General features: G+C 64.2%; 15 protein-coding genes, 3 pseudogenes and 1 riboswitch. Of the genes and pseudogenes, 9 read left to right on the forward strand and 9 right to left on the reverse strand.

The window, feature by feature from the left end; translation table 11 throughout:
* Positions 1–230 precede the first annotated feature (230 nt).
* The 6 genes and pseudogenes from GM909_RS14555 to GM909_RS14580 all read left to right on the forward strand — a co-directional run.
* Positions 231–824: pseudogene (locus GM909_RS14555) on the forward strand (IS701 family transposase); the annotation flags it as partial.
* 33 nt (positions 825–857) lie between these two features.
* A riboswitch (cobalamin riboswitch) is annotated at positions 858–1059 on the forward strand.
* A gap of 182 nt (positions 1060–1241) precedes the next feature.
* Positions 1242–3185, forward strand: coding sequence for a TonB-dependent receptor plug domain-containing protein (locus GM909_RS14560; protein ID WP_198174258.1), 1944 nt, complete (start codon positions 1242–1244; stop codon positions 3183–3185).
* A gap of 3 nt (positions 3186–3188) precedes the next feature.
* The gene (locus GM909_RS14565) at positions 3189–4067 is read left to right on the forward strand and encodes an ABC transporter substrate-binding protein (RefSeq protein WP_157017121.1); all 879 of its coding nucleotides are present in this window, start codon (positions 3189–3191) and stop codon (positions 4065–4067) included.
* Entirely contained in the window at positions 4064–5065 is a 1002-nt protein-coding gene (locus GM909_RS14570; RefSeq protein WP_157017122.1) for a FecCD family ABC transporter permease, read from the forward strand. The genes GM909_RS14565 and GM909_RS14570 overlap by 4 nt, the downstream gene beginning before the upstream one ends.
* Complete coding sequence (locus GM909_RS14575) at positions 5062–5847, forward strand: ABC transporter ATP-binding protein (protein WP_157017123.1); 786 nt, start codon at positions 5062–5064, stop codon at positions 5845–5847. Before GM909_RS14570 ends, GM909_RS14575 begins: the two co-directional genes overlap by 4 nt.
* Before the next feature lie 11 nt (positions 5848–5858).
* Complete coding sequence (locus GM909_RS14580; protein ID WP_157017124.1) at positions 5859–6893, forward strand: DUF6925 family protein; 1035 nt, start codon at positions 5859–5861, stop codon at positions 6891–6893.
* 167 nt (positions 6894–7060) lie between these two features.
* Here GM909_RS14580 and GM909_RS25800 read toward each other — a convergent pair.
* Together GM909_RS25800 and GM909_RS14585 are read right to left on the reverse strand one after the other, a co-directional pair.
* A pseudogene (locus GM909_RS25800) lies at positions 7061–7162 on the reverse strand (transposase); the annotation flags it as partial.
* A 28-nt stretch (positions 7163–7190) separates the two neighbouring features.
* Positions 7191–8815, reverse strand: a pseudogene (locus GM909_RS14585) (ISL3 family transposase).
* Positions 8816–9068: 253 nt separating this feature from the next.
* Here GM909_RS14585 and tcuA point away from each other — a divergent pair.
* Together tcuA and tcuB are read left to right on the forward strand one after the other, a co-directional pair.
* On the forward strand, positions 9069–10466 hold the full coding sequence (gene tcuA / locus GM909_RS14590) for an FAD-dependent tricarballylate dehydrogenase TcuA (RefSeq protein WP_235911904.1): 1398 nt from the start codon (positions 9069–9071) through the stop codon (positions 10464–10466).
* Positions 10453–11556 carry a tricarballylate utilization 4Fe-4S protein TcuB gene (tcuB, locus tag GM909_RS14595; protein ID WP_157017126.1) on the forward strand — a complete coding sequence of 368 codons (1104 nt, stop codon included), beginning with the start codon at positions 10453–10455 and terminating at the stop codon, positions 11554–11556. The genes tcuA and tcuB overlap by 14 nt, the downstream gene beginning before the upstream one ends.
* A gap of 108 nt (positions 11557–11664) precedes the next feature.
* On the opposite strand, the gene GM909_RS14600 is transcribed toward tcuB, so the two are convergent.
* Genes GM909_RS14600 through GM909_RS14610 form a run of 3 tightly spaced genes read right to left on the reverse strand, consistent with a single transcriptional unit; the run spans position 11665 to position 15337 of the window.
* Positions 11665–12147, reverse strand: coding sequence for a (2Fe-2S)-binding protein (locus tag GM909_RS14600; RefSeq protein WP_157017127.1), 483 nt, complete (start codon positions 12145–12147; stop codon positions 11665–11667).
* On the reverse strand, positions 12135–12974 hold the full coding sequence (locus GM909_RS14605) for an FAD binding domain-containing protein (protein ID WP_157017128.1): 840 nt from the start codon (positions 12972–12974) through the stop codon (positions 12135–12137). The genes GM909_RS14600 and GM909_RS14605 overlap by 13 nt, the downstream gene beginning before the upstream one ends.
* Positions 12971–15337, reverse strand: coding sequence for a xanthine dehydrogenase family protein molybdopterin-binding subunit (locus GM909_RS14610; RefSeq protein WP_157017129.1), 2367 nt, complete (start codon positions 15335–15337; stop codon positions 12971–12973). Before GM909_RS14610 ends, GM909_RS14605 begins: the two co-directional genes overlap by 4 nt.
* Before the next feature lie 210 nt (positions 15338–15547).
* Here GM909_RS14610 and GM909_RS14615 point away from each other — a divergent pair, with 210 nt between their 5' ends.
* Entirely contained in the window at positions 15548–16543 is a 996-nt protein-coding gene (locus tag GM909_RS14615) for a LysR family transcriptional regulator (RefSeq protein WP_198174259.1), read from the forward strand.
* Positions 16544–16561: 18 nt separating this feature from the next.
* Here GM909_RS14615 and GM909_RS14620 read toward each other — a convergent pair whose 3' ends face one another.
* From GM909_RS14620 to GM909_RS14635, 4 genes are read right to left on the reverse strand one after another with little or no spacing between them, the layout of a single operon-like run.
* Positions 16562–17014 (reverse strand): CoxG family protein, encoded by a 453-nt coding sequence (locus GM909_RS14620; protein ID WP_157017131.1) that lies wholly within the window; start codon positions 17012–17014, stop codon positions 16562–16564.
* Between the two features lie 45 nt (positions 17015–17059).
* Complete coding sequence (locus GM909_RS14625; RefSeq protein ID WP_157017132.1) at positions 17060–17503, reverse strand: PaaI family thioesterase; 444 nt, start codon at positions 17501–17503, stop codon at positions 17060–17062.
* The gene (locus tag GM909_RS14630; protein WP_157017133.1) at positions 17500–19026 is read right to left on the reverse strand and encodes a class I adenylate-forming enzyme family protein; all 1527 of its coding nucleotides are present in this window, start codon (positions 19024–19026) and stop codon (positions 17500–17502) included. The genes GM909_RS14625 and GM909_RS14630 overlap by 4 nt, the downstream gene beginning before the upstream one ends.
* Positions 19023–20024, reverse strand: a complete 1002-nt coding sequence (locus tag GM909_RS14635) for a zinc-binding dehydrogenase (RefSeq protein WP_157017134.1) — start codon at positions 20022–20024, stop codon at positions 19023–19025. The genes GM909_RS14630 and GM909_RS14635 overlap by 4 nt, the downstream gene beginning before the upstream one ends.
* Positions 20025–20228 lie beyond the last annotated feature (204 nt).

The following is a 20228-nucleotide window of genomic DNA, read 5'->3' on the forward strand; positions in this document are numbered from 1 at the left end:
TTGCTCCGCCGTTGACAGCTCGGACATCGTGGTTCCCGACGCAAAAACATGAGAGCGATCATTCTCACATTAAGTGCTAAAATCAAGCGATTGTTATTATAATTAACTGCTAATTATCAGATTATGTGCCTGCGTAACACATTGATATTGTTGCAAGCCGATTCTTGAGGTTTAATGGAAAGTCACACAGGTCTTCGGCATCGTCTTTGGACACGAAGGATCGACAGATCGCCCTGACCAAGCCGGAGATCGCCATTGAAGAGATCGACCGTGTCATTGCCTCCGGCGCGCGTTTCGGCTGCGTGCTGGCCGATTCAGGATACGGATCAAGTGGACCTTTCCGCCAGGCTTTGAGCGAGCGCGGTCCGCTGTGGGCGGTGGGCCTGTCGCGGCGCCAGAACGTCTACCCGGCTGACGTCGCACTGATCTTTCCCGTCGCGAAAACTGGAAGGCGCCGCAAGTACCACATCCCCGACAGGCCCCCAGTCTCAGCCGAGGCGATGTTGGCCGATGAGAAATGGCAAAAGGTCAGCTGGCGGCGAGGTACCAAAGGTCGGCTGTCCTGTCTCTTCGTGGCCTGCCGTGTCCGCGTTGCGGATGGCCATAAGCACCGGATGCTCGATGATCGCATGCAGTGCATGCCTGGCGACGAAGTCTGGCTCGTCGGCGAGCGGCGGTCGACCGGAGAGCAAAAATACTGTGTGTCGAACCTGCCGACCGATACCACCCTCAAGACGCTCGCCGCGACGATCAAAGCGAGATGGGTCTGCGAACAGGCACACCAGCAACTCAAGGAGGAGCTTGGGCTCGACCACTTCGAAGGCGCGTGCGGGTTGACGCATTAGCGCACGCTGGATAAATCTTGCCGCGGAAATGGTTCCCGCCGCCAGGCGGGTGAAAAGGGAACACGGTACGGCCGATCGGCCAATTCCGTGGCTGCCCCCGCAACTGTAGCCGTTGAGCCTGCCTCCATTCATGCCACTGATCGCAAGATCGGGAAGGCGGAGGCCAGAGCGACGAGACGGAAGCCAGGAGACCTGCCCTTTCCGGTCACCCATGCTTGAATACGGGGTGTGTTCAGGCGCGGCCGTCCGTTGCGGTGACATCGAAAAATGTTGCCGCGCGCCGTGATGGCCGGGGATGATTCGCGCACGCTCATCATCACCTTCCCATCGATTCCGCCCGCGGTTTGTTCAACCCGGAGACGCCGCGCGTCTCTTGAGCCGCAAGGGGCAGGGCATATGCATAAGGGGTTTCAGATCGTCGGTGGATTGTCGCTGATGCTGACGACAGGCGTGGCAGCTCAGGAATACGAGCCCGCGACGGACGGCGACAGCACGGTGCTGGAGCGCATATTGGTGACCGACGGGCTGACGCCGGTTGCCGAAGCACGTTCGGGACGCGCCTACACCGTGATCACGGGTGAATGGCTGGAAGCCAATCAGGTGCGCTACGTTGCCGACGCGCTGCGCCAGGTGCCCGGCTTCTCGGTCTCGCGCACCGGCTCCTATGGCGGCCTGACCCAGGTGCGCGTGCGCGGTGCGGAGGCCAACCAGCTCCTCGTCATGGTCGACGGCATCGACGTCAGCGAAGTCGCGCAGGGCGAGTTCGATTTCTCCAGCCTGCTGGTCGACGACATCGACCGTATCGAGATCCTGCGCGGCCCGCAGAGCGCCTTCTGGGGCTCGAAGGCGATGGCCGGCGTCGTCAACATCATCACCAGGCGCGGCGAGCGCGACGGCTTTTCCGTGCGCGGCAAGTCGGAAGCCGGCACCGATGGCACCTGGCTTGGCGGCCTGTCGCTGAGCGGCGGCGGGACGAATTATGACGTCGCGCTTTCCGGCCTGTTCCGCGAAACCGGCGGCTTCAACATCTCCGATTTCGGTTCCGAAGACGATGGCGACCGCAACGCCACTTTCAACGGCAAGGTGACCGTCGACCTGACGCCGAACCTGACGGTCGACGGAACGCTGCGCTATGTGCATCGCGACAGCGACATCGATGCGCAGGACTACAGCTTCGGCAACCCGACCTACGGTCAGGTTCTCGACACCGACGACGAGGCGAAGACGCGCGAACTCTTCGGCTCGGCCGGCGCCACGCTGATCTCGCTCGACGGGGCGCTGACCCAGAAGGCGCGCTTCACCTTCGGCGATACCGAGCGTGAAAATTTCGAAAGCGGCGCGCGAAGCTCGTGGAACGAGGGCGGCCGCTACACCGGCACCTACCAGGCGAGCTACGAATTCGACACGCCCGGCTTCCTCGACGCGACCCATCAGTTCACCGGCGGCTATGAGTGGGAGCGCGAAACCTTCCTGCCGTCGCATCTCACCGACAGGCTTTCGCGCAACTCCAATTCGCTGATCGGCCAGTATCGCGGCGATTTCCTCGAACAGGTGAGCGTCAATGCCTCTGTGCGACACGACTTCAACGACGCCTTCGATGACGCCACGACCTTCAGCCTGAGCGTCGCCTGGCGCGTTCCCGGCACCGAGGCGCGGCTGCACACCTCGGTCGGCACCGGTGTGACCAACCCGACATTCTACGAGCAGTTCGGCTATGTGCCGAGCGCCTTTGTCGGCAACCCGAACCTGAAGCCGGAGGAGAGCCTGGGCTGGGACATCGGCCTGGAATACGGCTTCTTCGACCGCGCGCTGGTCGTCGATCTGACCTATTTCAACCAGGATCTGACCAACGAGATCTTCACCTCCTATGCCGGCCCGCTGCCGACCCCCGTCAACATGGATGGCGTGAGCGACCGCCAGGGCGTGGAACTGGCGGCGACCCTGAACCTGACGAATGGCCTGAGTGCTACGGCGACCTACACCTATACCGACGCTGCCGAGCAGCAGGTGGCCGGCGGTCCGCAACTGCGCGAGGTGCGCCGTCCCGAACATTCGGGATCGTTCAATGTCGCCTACACCTTCCTGCAGAATCGCGGCCGGGTCTTCGGCGAGGTCGTCTTCAATGGTGACATGCTCGATCTCGACTTCTCGACCTATCCCTCGACGCGCGTAACGCTCGACGGGTACACCGTGGTCAATGTCGGCGGCAGCTACCGCTTCAACGACAGTTTCGAGGCCTTCGGACGGGTCGAAAACCTGTTCGACGAGGATTATGAGGAGGTTCTGGGCTACAACACCCAGGGCCGCGTAGCCTTCATCGGTCTCAGGGGACGGTTCTGACGCATGAAGACCCGACGCGCATGGACTGGAGCCTTTCGCTGCGTGATGGCGGCCGCGGCCGCTCTCGCCTCATGGCCAAGCCTGCCCGCATCGGCAGATGAGACGCCGCGCCGCGTGGTTTCGATGAACCTGTGCACAGATCAGCTCGCCATGCTGCTGGCGGGTGACGGGCAGCTTAATTCCGTCTCCCATCTGGCCTCGAACCGCCAGGCCTCGGTGCTTGCCGACGAGGCGAAGCGCTATCGCGTCAATCACGGTCTGGCCGAGGAAGTGTTCCTGATGCAGCCCGACCTCGTGCTCGCCGGCACCTACACCACGCGGGTAACGGTGGCGCTGTTGCGCCGGCTCGGCTTCCGGGTGGAGGCGTTCGAGCCGGAAGCTTCTTTCGACGATGTGCGGGCCAATATCCGCCGCATGGGCGCCCTCTTGGGGCGTTCCGCGAGTGCCGAGGCGATGGTCGCGGCGCTCGACAGGGCGCTGGCTGAAGAAGCCGCCAGGCCGGGCGCGCCGGCCTCTGTCGCGCTTTACTCACCCAACAGCTATCTCTCCGGGCCCGGAACGCTGGCCGACGCCGCGGTCAAGGCGGCGGGTCTCGAAAACGTCGCCGACGCGCTGGGCATTGCCGGGGCGGGTCGCGTGCCGCTGGAGGCTCTGGTGATGGCCGATCCCGACCTTCTGGTCACCGGAGGCAGCGACTATGGCCGGCCGGCCCTGGCGCAGGAGAATTTTCGCCACCCGGCCTTTCAGGCGCTGGAGGCGCAAAAGACCGCCGTGACGGTCCCCGACAAATACTGGATCTGCGGCGCATCCTTCACCGCCGAGGCTGTGCGCATCCTGCGGCGGGCCGCAGGCAGGGCGAACGTCGTGGAGCACGCCGAATGAGTGAGAATGCCCGCTACCGGCTGGTTCTGGCCGTGCTGGCGGCGCTTGTCGCCGTCCTGTTCGCCATGTCGCTGACGGTCGGTCCGGCAGCCATAGGCTTTGCCGATTCCATCGCCGCGCTGTTTTCGAACGACCGCGGCGCGATTGCGCTCATCATGCGCGAAATCCGCCTTCCGCGCGCCATTCTGGGGCTGATGATCGGCGCCACGCTGGGCCTCTCGGGCGCCGTGCTGCAAGGCTATCTACGCAATCCGCTGGCCGAGCCGGGCCTGCTCGGCATCTCCGCCTCCGCCTCGCTGGGTGCCGTGTTGGCGATCTATACCGGCCTTTCTGCGGCCTTTCCGCTCGGCCTGCCGCTTGCCGCGCTGGCCGGGGCCGTGCTCGCGGTCTTCATCGTGCAGGCGATGGCCGGAATTCGCGGCGGCACCCTGACCATCATCCTCGCCGGTGTCGCTGTTTCCAGCTTCGCCGGCGCGATGACCTCGCTGGCGCTCAATCTGTCGCCGAACCCGTTTGCGGCACTCGAGATCGTCTTCTGGATGCTCGGCGCGCTGACCGACCGCTCGATGACCCATGTCTGGCTGTCTGCGCCCTTCATGCTTGTCGGCTGGGTCATGCTGGCGAGCCTCGGGCGTCCGCTCGACACACTCACGCTCGGCGCCGACGCCGCCCAGTCGATGGGCATCGGCATGCGGCGCGTTCAGTTCCTGGCTGTCTTCGGCACCGCGGCCTGCGTCGGTGCAGCCACGGCGGTTGCCGGCGCCATCGGCTTCGTCGGGCTGGTCGTGCCGCATATCCTGCGCCCGCTCGTCGGGTCGCTTCCCTCACGCTTGCTGCCGGCTAGCGCGCTGGGCGGCGCGGCGGTGCTGCTGGCGGCTGACATTCTCGTGCGGCTGATTGCGCCAAGCAAGGATTTGAAGCTCGGGGTGCTCACGGCGATCGTCGGCGCGCCCTTCTTCCTGTGGCTCGTCTGGAAGACGCGGAGGGCGATGCTTTGACGCTCCTGAAGCTCGACGATCTGAGCGCATTTCTCGGCGGCAGAAGGGTCGTCGACCAGGTTTCGCTCGCGGTCGGCGAAGGCGAATGCGTCGGCCTCATCGGCCCCAACGGGGCAGGCAAGTCGTCGCTCCTGCGCGCCGCGCTGGGTCTCGTTGCAGCCGCGGGAACGGTCGAGATCGCTGGCCGCGACGCCTCGTCCTGGTCGCCCCGCCAGCGCGCCCAGCACGTCGCCTATCTGCCGCAGGATCATGAGATCGCCTGGCCGGTTTCGGTCGAAAGGCTGGTCGCGCTCGGGCGCGCACCGCATCGCGGTCGCTTCGCCGGCCTCGGCCCGCGCGACCGGACGGCCATCGAAGCCGCCATGCGGCGCATGGAGGTCGACCAGTTTCGCACTCAGCCGGCGACCCGGCTTTCGGGCGGCGAGAAGGCGCGGGTGCTGATCGCCCGCGCGCTCGCCCAGGAAGCGCCGCTGCTGTTGGCCGACGAGCCGACGGGCGGCCTCGACCCGGCGCACCAGATCACCCTGATGCGGCTGTTTCGCGCCCTGGCATCGGAAGGCAAGGCGGTCGTTGCCTCGCTGCACGACCTCGGCCTTGCCGCGCGCTGGTGCACGCGGCTGGTCCTCATCGACAAGGGACGCATTGTTGCCGACGGACCGCCCGATACGGTCTTGAACGAAGAGGCGCTGCGCGCCGTCTACGGCGTCACGGCCTTTCGCGGCGAGGCCGAGGGCGGGATGGTGCTGCAGCCGCTCGACATCATCGACACCGACAGACAATGAAGGAACGGGCAATGAATGATTTCGCCACCCTGCTGCGCCAGCATCTCGCCGACTGGCAGAGCGGCTGGAGCATGGGCAGTTTCGGCGCCATAGCCGAGTTCCACCAGGACGAGGGCGAACGGCCCGAGATCGATGCGCCCGACGAACTGACAAGGGCGACGGCGCGCGGCGCCATCCGCATCAACCGCGAGCAGGCAGGCGGGATCGTGCCGGTCGCCTATGAAACGCTGAGCCCTAGGCCGCACCGCTGGAGCCAGGCCGTCGCCCTGTGCCTGCCGGAGGCGGCGGCGCGGCGCAGCGCCCGCGCGGCACTCACCGAGCTCGGACCGGATAGGGACGCCATTCGCCCTCAGGACCGTGACGCCGTGCTCTTCGACATGGGTCTTGCCCTGCCGCAATGCGACTTCTGCATCCGCACCGGCGATACGGACCTCATCGCGGTGCTACGCAAGGCCGAAGGCCGATCGATCTTCGCGCCCGACAATCACACGATGGGCGCCATCCTGAAGGTTCATCCGCATCGCATCGCGCTGACGAGTATCGGGCGCGTGGAGGTCTACCAGAAGATCGGCGGCCCGGACACCGGCGGCGTCTCGCCGCCCGGCCCGCATTCCCATGTCCTGCCCAAGCTCTTGCGGACCGGCCGCACTCATTCGGCCAATACGCCGATCCCGGAGGGGCTCCTTCCGCTCGGGGCGCTGCATCCGGGCAATCCGGTCATTGGGCCGATGGGCGAAGACCAGGCGTTCGATCCGGCATTGCACAAGGCGTTCCAGGCGCTGCATTCGGCCTATGGTCCGCCGGGTATGGCGGCGGTCAAGGACAGCGTGCTCGGCGCTGTCGAAGCGGGAGAAGAGCCGGCCGCCTTCGCGCCGCCGCCCGGACGCGCCGAACGCGCCGCGGTGAGGCTGGCGCTCAGGCAACAGGCGCGCGCAGCGGAGGCCTTGGGCGATGCGGCGGGCCTGGCACGCCTTCAGGCTTGGCTGGCGGTCTTCGAGCCGGGCGGCGCGTCCGAGGCCGAGGAGGACGACGCGCCCGGCTATTGAGCCAGGTCGGGAGGAGCCGTCCCGCTCTCGTGGTTCGACAAGGCAACAAGAGAACTCGCCATGGTGCGTGCGAGCCAAGGCGATAAGGTCGAGCTGGTCGGGCGCTACCAGGCCGGCACGCGGGGGCGTCAAGCAACATACTTGTGCGCCGAACGGTTGTGTTGCAAATGGTTATTCTTCTTGGACAGGCATTCGTCACGGAAGCGGCGGAACCACCGGAAGACAGTGCTTTTCGGTGGAAAGTCGGACGGCAGGAGCCGCCCGCCGATGTCGCTTGGCAGTTAATTGGGTTCTTCCTCACTTTGTGTGGAGTCGTGGCAACATTCGTGCCTTCAGCAGTTCAGGACCGGCCCGACCGTACATCGAGCGCTTGAGGGTCTTGAGGCGGTTGATCTGGCCTTCGGCCTGGCCGTTGCTCCAAGGCAGCTCGATGGCGTTGTTGACGGCATCGATGTCTCTCCGCAGGACGCGGGCGAACCGCATGATAGGAATGAGTTCGGAGTCGATCGCATCGTCGATCCACGCATCCAGTGGTGCCGACCTCTTGTCGCGAAGAATACCGTTGAAGCGCATCGCCAGGCGTCGCATCTCGGCGAACGCCTCAGATCCTTGCTTCAGGGCATCGACCTTCCTTGCCTGCCGGTCAGTCAGCAGGCCTCGCGGCTTGATGCACAGCGCTGCGGCCACCACTGGCGAAATCGCATGACCGGTCTCCGGATCTCGAACCGGCTCCGACTTCAACGTGGTAGGTGGCACATCGTCGGCCTGTTCCCTTTCGGCCCGCCGCCAGGCTCCGAGCAAGCGCTCCAGATTTGCGACGCTGCCGGTGTAGCCGCGCTGCTTGACGTCATGAAACAGATGTCGTCCGCGGCGGTTCCATCCTTCCAGCATTGGGCAAGGAAGGCTTCGAAATTCCATGGTGATGTGGGGTTCAGTGCTGCTCGTCGCCTGTCTGGCGGAGCCGCGAACTTGAGCCACTTCGTTACGCTGCGACGTTCATAGCCGGTCCGACGGGCAATCTCGCTGTAGGACAGCCCTTGCTGGCGCAAAGTGTGGAGCATGTCGAATATATCCTGGCGGGATTGCCTATGCGCGAGACGGGCGCGCCGGCGATGCGTCGCCGCGTCAACAATTGCGTCCTCCGAAAGAATGGCCCTGCCGGTGGAACGCCCGGAAAGGCTCATCTGTTCTTCGATGGCTGAGCGAAGGTTCTGCACCAGATGAAACCGATCGGCGACCTGCTGGGCCTGCGGTGCGCCTTCACGGGTGGCCTGCGCATACAAGCCGCAGCGGTCGCGACTGACAACCTCGATGGAAGGATGGTCACGCAGCCACTCGGCCGCACTCTCGACGCTGCGGTCATCCAGTATGTCGATGACCGAGCGGCGCTCGAGGTCGACCATCATGGTCCCATAGCTCGTCGCGCGCCGCCAACTCCAATCATCGATACCGACCACCCGTATCTCGGAATTGCGTTGGGCAACCGCAGCATCCCGTTTCAGTTGCCGCAGGATGGTGTCGTCGCTGACCGGCATGCCGAGCCGCTGCATCAACCGCTCGCCAGGACGGCCGCCAGTACTGTGGCCGAGCAGGCAGACAATCTCTCCGACCCTTCTCGTCCGACGCGCGTATGGATCAGCTACCGTCGGCAGTCGGTCGGTAAACGTCTGTCGCAAACATGCCTGATGCGCACATCGCCAGCGGCTCAGCAGGAGTTTCACTGTCACCGACCGACCCTGGACCGGCAGATCCTGGAGGCTACGGCGGGACCAGCCATGCCTACTTCGGCTTCGCCGTCCACAGTCGGGGCAGATGCCGATCACGGATCCGGCAGCGGAAACAACCCACCCGTCGTCAACAGTGAGCGCGACACCCAATATCTTGACCCCTGGGCCGGGTGACCATTTCAATTTCGTTCGCATGCCCGCCGATAGCGACAACCTCGCTAACGACGAATGAACCACACAAAGTGAGGAAGAACCTAATTAAGTGCCGAGCGACACCTCGAAATCCGCGTGGCAAAACATATATCGCCGTGAGCGAATAATTTTGATGAATTATTCGTTTGTAATAGAGTTTCCGATCCGACCATTCTGTCGTCACGGGAGCCTGCGGCCGTGTCTTACCGGCATCCGCGCGCTTCATCGGAGCCATCAAGTCCGTTCGGGGGCGGTGTTGGAAGAGCAGAGACAAGACTACGACGTGCTGGTGATCGGGGGCGGAAACGCCGCCCTTTGCGCGGCGATCGCAGCCCGAAGTGCCGGGGCGTCGGTCCTGGTTCTTGAAGCGGCGACCAAGTTTTATCGCGGAGGCAACACGCGACACACCCGCAACATGCGCTGCGCCCACGACAGAGCGACCGAGACGCTTTCAGGCCCCTATACGGAAGAAGAATTCTGGGACGACCTGCTGCGCGTCACCGGAGGCGAAACCAACGAAGACCTCGCCCGCCACATGATCCATCAGTCGAAGGCGATGCTGGGCTGGATCGCGAAGCAGGGCGTCCGCTTCCAGCCATCCCTCGGGGGAACGCTCAGCCTCGGCCGCACCAACTCCTTCTTCCTGGGTGGCGGCCGCTCGATGCTCAACGCGCTCTACAAGACGGCGGGCGGCCTCGGTGTAGACGTGCTCTACGAGGCGGAGGTCGTCGAGCTCGAGATCGAGGACGGCTTCTTCTGTTCCGCAACCTACATGCATAACGGCGAGCGCAGGAACGTGGGTGCGCGCAGCCTCGTCGCGGCGGCGGGCGGCTTCGAATCCAACATCGAATGGCTGAAGGAGGGGTGGGGCGAAATCGCGGACAATTTCCTCATCCGCGGCACGTCGAACAATCGCGGCACGGTGCTGCGAATGCTGCTGGACAACGGCGTCGACCGGATCGGCGATCCCACACAATGCCATGCGGTTGCAATCGACGCACGCGCGCCGAAATTCGACGGCGGCATCATCACCCGGCTGGACTGCGTGGTTTTCGGCATCGTCGTCAACAAGCTTTCGCAACGCTTCTATGACGAGGGTGAGGACATCTGGCCCAAGCGATACGCGATATGGGGCCGTCTCGTCGCCGCGCAACCCGACCAGATCGCCTACATCATATTCGACTCCCCCTCGCTGCGGCGCTTCATGCCCTCGCTCTATCCGCCGATCGAGGCATCGACCATCGAGGAGCTTGCCGGGAAACTCGGACTGGACCCGGCAGCCCTGGCGCGCACAGTCGGCGATTTCAACGCGGCGGTGCAGCCCGGAACCTTCAACGACGCGATCCTCGACGACTGCCGCACCGAGGGGCTGACGCCGCCGAAGTCGCATTGGGCGCAGAAGATCGAGACGGTGCCGTTCTATGCCTACCCGGTGCGACCCGGCATCACCTTCACCTATATGGGCGTGCGCGTGAACAAGCAGGCGCGCATGATCATGGCCGACGGCAGGCCCGCTGCGAACATGTTCGCCGCCGGCGAGATCATGGCAGGAAACGTGCTGGGCCGTGGCTATGCGGCCGGCATCGGCATGACCGTGGGCAGCGTATTCGGAAAGATTTCAGGAGAGGGGGCGGCGGGCAATGCACACAACTAAGGCGCTTGCCGAAGCGAACCGGCTGATGACGGTTTGCAATTCGTGCCGGTACTGCGAGGGTCTCTGCGCGGTGTTTCCGGCAATGGAGATGCGCCGGTCCTTCGCCGACGGCGACCTGAACTATCTGGCCAACCTCTGTCACAGTTGCGGCGGTTGCTACATCGACTGCCAGTTCACGGCGCCCCACGAATTCGACGTCAACGTGCCGCGAACGCTGGCCATCGTCCGGTCCGAATCCTACGCGGCGCATGTGTGGCCGCAGGCTATGTCGGGCGTTTTCCGCCGCAACGGTCTCGTCATTTCCCTGCTGACGGCGGCCACCATCTCGGCGTTCTTCATCGGCATGATGCTGGTGCACAGCAGCGGCGGCATGTTCCGGGCCTATGCGGACGCGGACGGTTCCTTTTATGCGCTGATGCCGCACAACGTCATGGCCGGCGTGTTCACGGCCGTTTCGGCCGTCGCCGCGCTTGCCATGGTCCTGAGCATACGCAATTTCTGGCGCGCGGCCGGCACGTCGCTGCCGATCGCGATGGCGCCCGCCGATATCTGGCAGGCGATCAGGGATGCGGCGACGATGCGCTATCTGGAAGGCGGCGGGCAGGGTTGCTACGAGGACGAGGCGGTCGGAACTGACAATCGGCGCTTCTATCACCATCTCACATTCTACGGCTTCATGCTGTGCTTCGCCTCGACCAGCGTCGCGACGAGCTATCACTATCTGCTTGGAATGGAGGCGCCCTATCCCTGGTACGACCTGCCGGTTGTTCTGGGAACCATCGGCGGTATAGGGCTTCTGATCGGGCCTGTCGGCCTGCTGCTCGCCAAGAAGAAGCGCGATCCGATGGTGCAGGACGATTCGTTTCGCGGCATGGAAGTCGGTTTCATCGTCATGCTTTTCCTGACGAGCCTCACCGGCCTGGCGCTGATGCTGATGCGCGAAACCGCCGCGATGGGCGTTCTCCTGGCGCTGCATCTGGGCATTGTCGCGGCGCTGTTCCTGACGATGCCCTATGGCAAGTTCATGCACGGGCTCTACCGCTTCACGGCGCTGGTTCGTTATTCGGCTGAACGGCGCCTGCACATGTAATCGCGGCCTCCCGGCCTGCCTCGAAAGGAAGCAAATCCGCTTTTTGCCCATTCAAGGCGCATGGCGGATTTCGCTTTACGTCCGGGCTGGTCGGTGGTTAGCCGGCAATCAGGCGGTGGCGCGCTGGCCGTCGAGTTCGTCCGCAGCCGCGACGATGGCGTTGACGATACCCATGTAACCGGTGCAGCGGCAGATCTGCCCGCTGAGCTCGGCACGCACCTGTTCCTCGCTGGGAACGCGGTAGCGGCGGATGATATCGACCGCCATCATCAGCATTCCGGGCGTGCAGAAACCGCACTGCAGGGCATGTTTGTCGTGGAAATGCCTGCGCACCACATCGGTTATCGCGTCGTTGCGCGTGCCTTCGATGGTGAGGATATCGCTGCACTCGCAGCGGGCCGCCAGCACGATGCACGAGCGCACCGGCGTTCCGTCGAGATGAACGGTGCAGGCGCCGCAGGCGCCATGGTCGCAGCCGACATGGGTGCCGGTCAGGTTCAGCTTCTCGCGCAGCAGGTCCGAGAGGCTGTCGCGCGCATCGATCACGACCGTCTCTTCTTCGCCGTTGATGGTGAGCGTCACTTCGACCATGACTGCGCCTCCGTGATCGCGGTTGAAACGGTGTGGTGGTGACAGCGTAGCTGATAGGGCGTCACGTCCTCATGCACCTCGACGATGTCTTCGCGGATCGCCTCTGCAAGCGTGGCGGCGGTCGCCTCGCGGTCTTCATCGAGAATCCCGGATGTCCGGATCAGCAGGCGCGCGCAGCTTGCGATGCCCGTCAGCGCGACGCGCGTCGGCAGGTCGCCGTCTCCCAGCACGGCGATGGCGAGCGAGTCGGCGAAAGCGCCGCTCTTGCGCGTGACCTTGGACACCCCCCACCTCGCCATCGGCCGGCGGGGAATGACGACGCGGGTCAGAAGCTCGCCCGACTCCAGCGCGGTGGTGTAGGCGTCGACGAGAAACTCTTCCATCGCGATCTCGCGCTCGCCGTCGTCAGCTGATGCGGCAATAACCGAGGCGTCGAGCGCCAGCAGGCAGGCCGGCCAGTCGGCCGAAGGATCGCACAGGGACAGGCTTCCGCCGAGGGTTCCCATGTTGCGGACCGCGCGATAGGCGATCTTCGCGGCGACCCGTTGCAGCAGGCCGTTGAAGGCCTCGCGGTGCAGTCCGTCCTCAATGGCGGCATGGGTGACAAGCGCGCCAACGGACACGGTGGTTCCATCGTCGTTCGTGCCTTGAAGCGCGTGCAGCCTGCTGATGTCGACCAGCTTTTCAGCGGCTGTGACGCGCAAATTGAGCATCGGCAGCAGCGATTGCCCGCCTGCGATGACCGTCGCCCCCTCGTCGTCGCGCAGAAGGGCGAGCGCGTCGCTCAGGCTTTCGGGGCGGACATAGTCGAAAAGGGCAGGCTTCATGCGGCGGCCTCACTCTCCAGCGCGGCGACGACCGCATCGGACACGCGGCGGGGCGTCATCGGCGTTTCAAAAAACCAGGCACCGCAAAAGCGGAACGCGTCGTTGAGCGCGTTGGCTATGGCCGCAGGGGGCGCGATAGCTCCGCCTTCGCCCATGCCCTTTACGCCGAACTCGGTGCTTTCAGCCGGCGTGACCATGTGGCCGATGCGGAAACTCGGGATTTCGGTGGCACACGGCATCATGTAGTCGCCGAAGGTGGTTGCGATCGGCTGGCCGTTCTCGCTGAAGGACAATTCCTCGTAGAGCGCGGTGCCGATGCCCTGCGCAACGCCGCCGATTATCTGGCCGTCGACGATCTTGGGATTGATGAGATTTCCGCAGTCCTCGACGATGACATAGTCAAGGATTTCGGTAACGCCGGTGACCGGGTGGGCGAGAAGCGTCACCGCGTGGACGCCATAGGAAAAGACCCCGCCCGATTCCGGCGGCTCGTAGGTTTCCGTCGCTTCGAGACCGGGCCTTGTATCCGGCGGCAGCATCTCCGGCCTCAAATTGGCCGCCCTGGCGATCTCGGCGATCGACACGCTGCCCGAGCCGCCGTGCGCGCACGAGCCTCTCAGCTCGACATCGGCTTCCGACACCTGAAGAAGATGCGCGCCGATGCGGCGGATCTTGGCAGCGAGCTTGCGGCTCGCCTTTGCCACCGCGCCGCCGGAAAAGACGATGCTGCGCGACGCGAAGGTGCCGAACCCTTGAGGCGAAACGCCCGTATCGCCATGCCGGATCAGGATCGCGGCGGGGTCCATGCCAAGTTCCTGCGCGGCGATCTGCGAGAGCGAGGTTTCAAGCCCCTGCCCATGGCTCTGGATGGCGACCAGAACATGCGCGGTGCCGTCGGGCATCATGCGCACCGTCGCGGATTCGTAGCCGGGCACGACACGCGACTTGCGCTTGACCCACTCGACCGTGCCGTGGCCGCTTTGTTCGGTATAGACGGCGAAGCCGATGCCGAGCCTGCGCCCGTCGGGCTCGCCGCGCCGCTGGCGCTCGCGCAGGGCCGGCAGATCGATCATCGCCAACGCCTTGTCGAGCGCCGCTGGATAGTCGCCATTGTCGAGCCGCAAGCCGCCGGCGGTGCGATAGGGCATCATCTGCGGCTGAACGAGGTTTATGCGGCGGATCTCGACCGGGTCGATGCCGAGTTCATCCGCGAGTTCGTCCATCATCCTCTCGATGGCGAAGCACGCGCCCGGCCGCGCGACGCCCCGGTACGGCCCGATCGGCGCCTTGTTGGTGGCGACGGTGTGGGTGCGGATTTGCAAATGCTCGACCGTGTAGGAGCCGGGAAGGTTGCGCGCGGCCATGCCGGTTTCCATGAACGGACCGGAAGGCCAGAGCGCGAACGCGCCGGCATCGACATGCACGCTGCCTTCTATGCCGAGCACCCGACCTTCGCGTGTCGCATGAAGCGTCAGGTCGTAGTGGTGTTCTCTCGCCTGCACCGAAGCAATCAGGTGCTCGTTGCGATCCTCTATCCAGCGCACCGGATGATCCACCTTCATGGCGAGCGCGGCAAGTGCGATCTCCTCCGGCATCAGCCGGTTCTTGCCGCCGAAGCCGCCGCCGACATCCGGCGCGATCACCCTGACCTTGTGTTCAGGCATACCGAGAGCGAGCGCGATGCCATGGCGCATCACATGCGGCCCCTGGGTCGACGAGTAGACCACAAGCTCGTCCAGTCGATGATCGCGGTAGGCGATCACGCCGCGCGTCTCCAGCGGGTTCGTCGCCTGTCGGTTCATCTTGAGCCGGCGCCGCACCTTTACCGGCGCGTCGGCGACCGAGGCGATGTCGCCCTCGGAAATCACCGCATCGATGAATGAATTGTCGGGCCAGCCTTCATGCAGCAGGGGCGCATCGCCTTCCAATGCGGCGATGGCATCGATCACCGCGTCCTGCTCTTCGACATCGACGAACACTTCGGCGGCGATATCCTCCGCACCGGCGCGGTTGCGCCCGATGCACATCGCCACGGTCTGCCCGACGAAGAACACCTTGCCATCGGCAAGGGGAGGATAGGCGACATTGCGGAAGGTCGCCATTTCCGGGCCGCCGCCGATCGGGACGAGCGGCTGGAGATCGGCGAGGACGAAGACGTGCCTGCGATGTTCCTCGGGGATTTCGACGGACTGGATTCGCCCATGCGCCACCGGACTGCGCACGAAGGCGACGTCGCGCATCCTGGGCAGGCGGATGTCGGCGATGAAGGTGCTGGCTCCGGCAAGATGACGCTTGTCTTCCTTGCGCGGCAAAGATTTGCCGACCCACTGTCCCACGCCGTCCGGCGTCGTTTCGGCAGCCATGCCCCACCGTTCCCTGCAAGAATCCGTCTATCCCGCCCATATGCCCGCAGGGGCACAGGAGGGTGTTCGATATGGTCAGAGTATAGTCGAGACCATGCATTGCAAATCATAAAAACGCAGTTATTGATTATCTTGGACGATATATCGTGTTGAGGCGCGCGTGCTCGATCGGGGCAGCGTCTGTCCGGCAAAATGATGGGGAGACGTGTTTTGGGAGCTCAGATTTCGCTCAGGCACCTGCGGTGTTTCGCGGCCGTGGCGCGCACCGGTTCGTTCACCGTGGCGGCGCAGCAGCTTTTCAAGACGCAATCCTCGCTGACCGCGACCATCAAGCAGCTCGAGGACCTCGCCGGCGTGCAACTGTTCGACCGGACCACCCGCCGCGTCGTCCTGACCCGCGACGCGATCTGGTTTCAGGACGTGACTGAACGCATCCTGCGCGATTTCGACAACGCGGTGTCGGATCTGCAGGCGGTGGCGCGGAGCGAGCAGGGCAACATCAAGATCTCGGTTGCCCCGTCGCTGATGCCGCACGTGCTGGCGCCGACGCTCGTCGCGTTCCGGCATTCCTATCCGGACGTCAAGATTTCCGTTCGCGACGAAGGGTCGGACAAGACCGAACGCTCGGTTTTGGACGGCACGACGGATTTCGGCATATCGTCGCCGCTGAACAATTTCGCCGACCTGGACTACCGGCCGGTACTCGCGGACCCGTTCGGCGCGGTGTTTCCGAAGAACCATGCGCTGGTGAATTTCAAGGGGAAGCTCACCTGGGCTGATCTTCGCGACTACGAATATGTGTCACTGACCAAGGACACGGGCATCGGCGCGCTGATCCGGCATTATCCGGACCTCGAACCGAAGCATCAGGGCACCGAGGTCGATCACGCGTCGAGCACGACCTCGCTCTATGCGCTGTTGAAGCTGGGCAACCGGATCACGGTGCTGCCGTCACTCGCGGCCCATACCGATCCGATGTCGGAATTCGAGTTCCGCGAGTTGCACGAGCCGAAGATCGAACGTGAGGTTTGCGTCATCACCCGGCACATGCGTTCGTCGTCGCCGACGACGCGCCGCATCCTCGAAATCATGATGAAGACGATCCGCGAGTCGGAGCCGGTCCACGGCGTGCGGATTCTCGATCCGGACGCCGAAGTCAGCGCCTCGTTCATCGGCGGCCGGCCGAGCGGCACCATCCGTCAATGATGGTTCGAAAGAAGGTCGTCAGCGTGCGCTGACGACCTCGTTGAACCTGGCGAAGAATTCGCCCGCAAGCTTCTTCGAGGTCGACTGGATCAGGCGGTTGCCGAGCTGCGCGATCTTGCCGCGGACATCGGCGCGCGCGGTGTAGGTGAGCACCGTCAGGTCCGGCGCCTCCTCGGCGAGCACGACGTCGGCCCCACCCTTGGCGAAACCCGCGATGCCGCCCTTGCCCTCGCCCACGATGGTGTAGGACAGGGGCGGATTGATGTTGGTAAGCTCGACTTCACCGGCAAAGCGCGCCTTGATCGGGCCGATCTTCAGGGTGACGGCGGCGCTGAACCCCTTCTCGCGATCCGCTTCCAGCTTTTCGCAGCCGGGAATGCACTGTTTCAGCACAGCAGGGTCGTTCAGCGCCGCCCAGACCTTTTCAATGGGCGCGCTGATGCGCTCCTCGCCCGACATGTCGATAGCCATCGCACTCTCCGTCGATAATGTGAATCCCCCGGCGCCGGAAGCCGGTCAGGACTTCGCGCCGGCTTTCGACGTCTGGGTGGTGAGGAAGCTGCCGCGTCCACTGGCCAGAAGCTTTCCCTGCTCGTCGAACACTTCAGCCTCGCTGGTTCCGACCGTGCGGCCGAACTTGATGACCTTGCCGCGAACGATGAGGTCGCCTTTCATCGCCACGCGGTGGTAGTCGATGCGCAGGTCGATGGTCAGCACCGGCCCGCCCATCTTGCTGATCATCGCCAGGTTGGCGGCGAAGTCGATCAATGCGGCGTGGATGCCGCCCTGCGTCTGGCCGACCTTCGGATTGGCCACCCATTCGGGACGCCATGTCGCCTTGATCTCCAGCGTGTCTTCGCCGAGCGACAGCACCTTGATGCCGAGCCATGTGAGATAGGCGCTGCGATCGACGATCGCCTGCACGTCGGCGACGGTCTTTGCGGGAGTTTCGGTGCTCATGCCTGTTCCTTTTCCGCTTCCGATTTCTGCAGCCTTGCCGCCTCGGCCTCGAGGAAGCGCCTGTCGATCTTGCCGACATTGGTCATGGGCAGGGCGTCGAGGAAAATCACCTTGCGCGGATACTGATAGGGCGGCGCGTTCTTCAACACCTGGTCCTGCGCATCGTTTTCCGTCAGCGCCGAGCCGTGTCGCTTGACCACGAACGCATAGGGCACGGTATGCTTGGTCTCGTGAGGGGCGGGAACCACGGCCGCCTGGTCGATATCGGGGTGACGCTCGAGAACGAGCTCCACCTCGGCCGGATAGATATTGTGGCCGCTCGATGTGAACATGTCGTCCGACCGGCCGACGAAATAGTACCAGCCAAGCTTGTCGCGCCGCACGATGTCGCCGGTGTTGTACCAGCCGTCCCCGTCGATCCGCCTTGCCATCTCCTCGGGATTGTTGAGATAGCCGCTCATCATGCCGGGGCCGCGCACATGCAGCGTGCCGAAATCGTCGCTGTCGCCGACCAGCCTGAACTCGTTGCCGGCGATCGGGTAGCCGATGGAATGACGCGGCCGCGCGAGACCCTCAGGATGCCGGCCGAACAGGGCGGCGCTGGTTTCGGTGATGCCGAAGATCAGGTTGATCTGGGCGTTCGGGAAAAGTTCGGCGACCGAATCTATGAGCTGGTCGGATGCCGGTGCCCCACCCATCGTCGCCAGCCGCACGAATGAATAGTCGTTGCCGGCAAGCAGGTCGCGCTGTTGCAGAATCATCGCGAATATCGTGGGGACGCCCGCTGTGACGGTCGGTTTGTAACGGTTGACGGCCTCGACATATGTCTTCGCCTCGAACTTGCGCAGCAGCACGACCGTCGAGCCGCCATAGAGCACGCACTTGATCGAATTCATCGCGTGCTTGTGGTAGAGCGGCGCGGCGACGATCATCGTGTCTTCGGGCGAGAAGTACCGATCCTCGGAGATGGTTTTCGCGACCCAGCTATGCGCCCGGTGAGACAGCAGGGCACCCTTCGGCCTGCCGGTGGACCCCGACGTGTAGGCGATGAATGCCGTGGAATCGTATTCGGGCTCGAAGGGGACGAAATCGCCCGGACGCTTCAGCGCCGAAAGCCCCGTCTCGCCATCCGCATCGACGATGACGGCCGGCGTCGTTTCGGGCAGGTTGGGTTTCAGGCCCTGCTCGCAGAACACGAGCTTGAGGGCGGTCTGCTCGATGATCCAGGCGATGGTGTCCTTCGGCTGAAGGATGCCCATCATCACAGGCACGATACCGGCACGCATCGCGCCGTAGAAGACTTCCAGAAATTCGAGCCGGTTCGAGCAGTAGACGCCGACCCGGTCGCCAGCCACCAGCCCGCGCTCCAGAAGGCCGCGGGCGACGGCGTCGCATGCGGCGTTATAGGTGGGATAGTGGACGCTGCGCGGCTCGGCCGGATTGCCGAGATCGATGACGGCCACATGTCCGGGTGTGTTGAACGTTCGGCCCAGACAGCCGAGATTGGGGATCCGGGCGGTCATGGCGTGACGATGACCTTGCCGAAGATGCGACGGTCCGCCAGCAGGCCAACGCCTTCGGCAGCGCGCTCGAGCGACAGCCAGACCTCGACCACGGGCTTGAGCTTGCCGGAAGCGACGAAGTCGAGGCAGGCGACGATGTCTTCGGGAACGTAAGCGCGGCTGCCGATGATCTCGGTCTCGCGGTGCCACAGGAAGCGCACGTCGATGTCGCACAGATGGCCGGCGGTGGAGCCGCAGGTCAGGATCCGTCCGCCGGTCGCCATGCTGCGCTGCGTCTGGATCCAGGTGTCGCCGCCGGTGAAGTTGATCGCCACGTCGACACCGGTCTTTCCGGTCGCATTCCAGACCGCGCGGGAAAATTCCGGCGTTTCGGTGTAGTTGATGATGTGATCCGCGCCCAGCTCGCGCAGCTTCTGGCCTTTTTCCTCGCTCGACGTGCAGGCATAGACCTCGCAGCCGACCATCTTCGCGAATTGCAGGCAGGAAACGCCGACTCCGCCGCTCGCGCCGAGGATGAGCACCTTTTCGCCGGCCTTGATCTTGCCGCGCGTGAACAGCATCCGGTGCGATGTGCCGTAGGCGATGGGCAGGGCGGCGGCATCCTCGAAGCTCACCCCTTCGGGGATTTCGATCAACTGGCGCTGGTCGGCGGCAATGTATTCGCACAGGCCGCCATTGCCGTTTTCGCCCAGCACGCCGCCGGTGGGAAAGCGGGGGAACAGCACGACGTTCTTGCCGACCCACTCCTCTGGGACGCCCGGACCTGCCTTGCGAACGATGCCGGCAATGTCGCCGCCGGGGATGCGCGGCATGGTCGTGGGCATGTCGGGCATGCCCTGCATCACGAAGACGTCCATGTAGTTGAGGCCGCAGGCCTTGATCTCGACCAGGGCCTGGCCGTCGCCGACCTCCGGTATCGGCCACTCCTCCAGCTTGAGCTGCTCGATGCCACCGTGTGCGCGCAGCGCGCTCACTTTCATGGTCGTGTTGCTTGCCATTTCTTGGATGCTCCTTGTTTCGTGGGGCGAGCATAGGGCTGGCTGTTTTCGACAACAAATGATTAGAAATCGAAAATTGATTATCGGAAACGATAAATAAGAAGCTTGCTCATCTCACGGCCGGCACCGCGTAGATGTGGTGGTCGCTTGGCCACTGAACGCCCGCGCTCTCGCTTGCGCGACGAAATCCAATTTATCGGCCCA

The sequence above is a fragment of the Mesorhizobium xinjiangense genome, assembly GCF_009749525.1.
Classification (GTDB): domain Bacteria; phylum Pseudomonadota; class Alphaproteobacteria; order Rhizobiales; family Rhizobiaceae; genus Mangrovimarina; species Mangrovimarina xinjiangensis.

Bases quoted from the DNA above. Each gene is read 5' to 3' on its own strand.
- GM909_RS14560 (WP_198174258.1), top strand. From the start codon at position 1,242: ATGCATAAGGGGTTTCAGATCGTCGGTGGATTGTCGCTGATGCTGACG.
- GM909_RS14565 (WP_157017121.1), top strand. From the start codon at position 3,189: ATGAAGACCCGACGCGCATGGACTGGAGCCTTTCGCTGCGTGATGGCG.
- GM909_RS14570 (WP_157017122.1), top strand. From the start codon at position 4,064: ATGAGTGAGAATGCCCGCTACCGGCTGGTTCTGGCCGTGCTGGCGGCG.
- GM909_RS14580 (WP_157017124.1), top strand. From the start codon at position 5,859: ATGAATGATTTCGCCACCCTGCTGCGCCAGCATCTCGCCGACTGGCAG.
- tcuB (WP_157017126.1), top strand. From the start codon at position 10,453: ATGCACACAACTAAGGCGCTTGCCGAAGCGAACCGGCTGATGACGGTT.
- GM909_RS14600 (WP_157017127.1), bottom strand. From the start codon at position 12,147: ATGGTCGAAGTGACGCTCACCATCAACGGCGAAGAAGAGACGGTCGTG.
- GM909_RS14605 (WP_157017128.1), bottom strand. From the start codon at position 12,974: ATGAAGCCTGCCCTTTTCGACTATGTCCGCCCCGAAAGCCTGAGCGAC.
- GM909_RS14610 (WP_157017129.1), bottom strand. From the start codon at position 15,337: ATGGCTGCCGAAACGACGCCGGACGGCGTGGGACAGTGGGTCGGCAAA.
- GM909_RS14620 (WP_157017131.1), bottom strand. From the start codon at position 17,014: ATGGCTATCGACATGTCGGGCGAGGAGCGCATCAGCGCGCCCATTGAA.
- GM909_RS14625 (WP_157017132.1), bottom strand. From the start codon at position 17,503: ATGAGCACCGAAACTCCCGCAAAGACCGTCGCCGACGTGCAGGCGATC.
- GM909_RS14630 (WP_157017133.1), bottom strand. From the start codon at position 19,026: ATGACCGCCCGGATCCCCAATCTCGGCTGTCTGGGCCGAACGTTCAAC.
- GM909_RS14635 (WP_157017134.1), bottom strand. From the start codon at position 20,024: ATGGCAAGCAACACGACCATGAAAGTGAGCGCGCTGCGCGCACACGGT.